This window comes from Mesorhizobium sp. M0522, assembly GCF_040321085.1.
In the GTDB taxonomy this organism is placed as follows: Bacteria; Pseudomonadota; Alphaproteobacteria; order Rhizobiales; family Rhizobiaceae; genus Mesorhizobium.
In genome coordinates this window covers 1-2590 of the sequence record NZ_JAMYQW010000090.1, presented here as the reverse complement: position 1 = coordinate 2590, position 2590 = coordinate 1, and the positions used below count along the sequence as shown (strand labels likewise).

Annotated in this window: 3 protein-coding genes; 2 read left to right on the top strand and 1 reads right to left on the bottom strand. The window is 63.2% G+C overall.

Going from position 1 to position 2590, the window contains the following annotated elements; all coding sequences use genetic code 11:
- The coding region (locus NKI58_RS35370) for a hypothetical protein (RefSeq protein WP_352854524.1) at window positions 1–317 on the bottom strand (317 nt) is incomplete at its 3' end.
- On the opposite strand from NKI58_RS35370, the gene NKI58_RS35365 reads away from it, so the two are divergent.
- Window positions 316–504 (top strand): hypothetical protein, encoded by a 189-nt coding sequence (locus NKI58_RS35365; protein ID WP_128178386.1) that lies wholly within the window; start codon window positions 316–318, stop codon window positions 502–504. The two genes, NKI58_RS35370 and NKI58_RS35365, sit on opposite strands and share 2 nt — an antisense overlap.
- The gene (locus NKI58_RS35360) at window positions 491–2560 is read left to right on the top strand and encodes a recombinase family protein (RefSeq protein ID WP_352854522.1); all 2070 of its coding nucleotides are present in this window, start codon (window positions 491–493) and stop codon (window positions 2558–2560) included. The genes NKI58_RS35365 and NKI58_RS35360 overlap by 14 nt, the downstream gene beginning before the upstream one ends.
- Window positions 2561–2590 lie beyond the last annotated feature (30 nt).

Here is a 2590-nt window from a genome sequence, read left to right as displayed (position 1 = left end):
CGCCATCTCGGGGTCATTCTGCCCATGTTGGGCAGGAGGTCGAGGTCCATTACCGTTGGCACCCGTATTTCGGACATCGGCTTCGCTGCGAGAACAGCGAAGAGCGCGCCAACGGCCGGATCATTCATCTCGTCGTCGCGCCCGGGCATGTCATTACCGCTCCGGCCTGGATGATCGATCCCGTGGCTTGCGCGGCGATGGACCTGGGCTCCCCGCGCGTATCGCTTGCCGCGCTGCTTGAGCTTCACAAGCTCTTGATCGAACGCCGTTTCCGGCGAGGCTGTCCGGATGGTTTCACCATCGCGGAGGCGCAACATGAGAACCCTGCCACCACCGACACGATCTCTCGTGGTCGTTCGCCAACTCAGCTTGCCGCTCGACTCGCAGAAGCTGAACGGGCTGAGTTCAGCGCAACGGACCATAGTGATCGCCCGGCTCGCCAACGTATTGATGGCCGCCGCCGGCGTGGCAACGGAGGAGGAGAGCTGCGATGACGAGCGGTAATCTGATTCCGACTGCCGTCCTCAAGCGCAAGGCTGTCGTCTATGTGCGTCAGTCCACTCAGGCGCAGGTCCAGCTCAACCTTGAGAGCCAACGTCGGCAATATGAGCTTGTCGACGTCGCGCGGCGCTGGGGATTCCGCAAAGTAGAGGTGATCGACGAGGATCTGGGACGAACCGCAAGCGGGGCTGTGGAGCGTCCCGGTTTCGAGCGCCTGGTCGACGATCTGTGCACCGGCCATGTGGGCGCCGTGCTTTGCCTGGAGGCGTCCCGCCTGTCGCGCAACGGGCCGGACTGGCATCGGCTGCTCGAGTTGTGCGGCGAAGTTGATGCACGCGTGATCGATCTGGACGGAGTCTACGATCCGGGATTGCCGAACGACCGCCTGCTGCTCGGTATGAAGGGCAGCATCAGCGAGTTCGAGCTCGGCGTGCTGCGTGCCCGCATGTACGAGGCCGCCCGCGCCAAGGCACAGCGCGGGGAACTGCGCATCTCCGTGCCTTTCGGCTATGTCTGGCACCGCGATTACGGTCTCGGGTTCGATCCCGACATGCGCCTGCAGGAGACCATTCGCCTGATATTCGCGCGCTTCCGCGAACTCGGCAGTGCGCGCCAGGTCCTGATCTCGATGATCGACGATGGCGTGCATTTTCCCAGACCCTCCGACGGCAAGAAGATGGTGTCCTTCGACTGGGTTCCGATCCGCTACCGCAACGTGATCTCGATCCTGAAGAACCCATTCTACGCCGGCGCCTATGTCTATGGTAAGAGCGAGAAGCGCACTGAGATCGTCGATGGCCGCGTTCGCAAGAGCTATGGCCATTACAAGCCGGCTAGCGAGTGGGCGGTGGTGCTCAACGACCATCACGAAGGCTACATCGGATGGAGCGAGTACGAACGGAACCAGGAACTGCTCGCGGCCAACGCTTATGGCAAAGCCGGCGGCGTCAAGTCGGGCCGCGGCGGTCGCGCACTGCTCCCCGGTCTCATCTCCTGTGGTCGATGCGGGCGAAGACTGGTTGTCATGTATGCCGGACGCGGCCAAGGTTATCCGGTATATCGCTGCGAGCGCGGCAACCTCATGATGGCCCAGGCGCGATGCATGTCGTTCAACGGCTTTCGCACCGACGCGGCGGTGACCCGCGAAGCGCTGGAGGCGGTTGCGCCGATGGCGATCGAAGCGGCGTTGGAGGCTGAACGGATGCAGCTGGAGAGCGAAGCCAAGCGGCGGCAGATGATCGAGATGGACCTGCAGCAGGCGCGCTATGAGGCATCGCTCGCCGAGCGCCGCTATGCCGCTTGCGACCCGGAGAACCGGCTTATTGCGGCCCAGCTCGAGAGGAGTTGGGAAGCCACGCTCAGGCGCGTGGAGACCTGCGAGGCCCGGCTGAGCGAAGTCCAGCGTGTGGAGCCTGTCGACGCGGTTCCGGACTTCACGGGCCTCGCCCAGAATCTCGAGGCCACCTGGAACGCGCCGGGTGTCGACATGCGCTGTCGTCAGCAACTGCTGCGCGCGCTCATCAAGGACATCGTGGCGGATGTCGATGACGATGCGCGCGACGTGATCTTGACCATCCACTGGCACGGAGGCCAGCACTCGCAGGTACGGGTTCGCAAGCCCAAATCCGGAGAGCATGGCCAGCGTACGCCTGAGGAGGCTCTGGCGATCATGCGATCCATGGCAACCCGATGGTCGGATGCCGAAATCGCTGCCACACTCAACCGCATGGGCATGCAGACCGGTCAGGGAAAGACCTGGACCGCGCGTCGCGTCCAATCGCTGCGCACGGTGCACAAGATCAGCGGCTATCGCTCGTCCGACAAGAATGGCGAGTGGCTCACTATGTCGGACGCGGCCGCGAAGCTCGGGGTGTCGCACGTCAAAATCCGCCGGTTCATCAGGGATGGCCTCTTGCCTGCCGAGCAGGTCATGCGCGGCGCGCCCTACCAGATCCGCGCCAGCGACCTCGAAGACGAACGGATCAAGGCCGATTTGGCGCGCAATATTCCGCGTCGCATCCACGACGACAACCAGGAATCGCTGTTTTCCGCCATTTGAAAAGGAGGTGCATAATGAATCAGTCTTCGC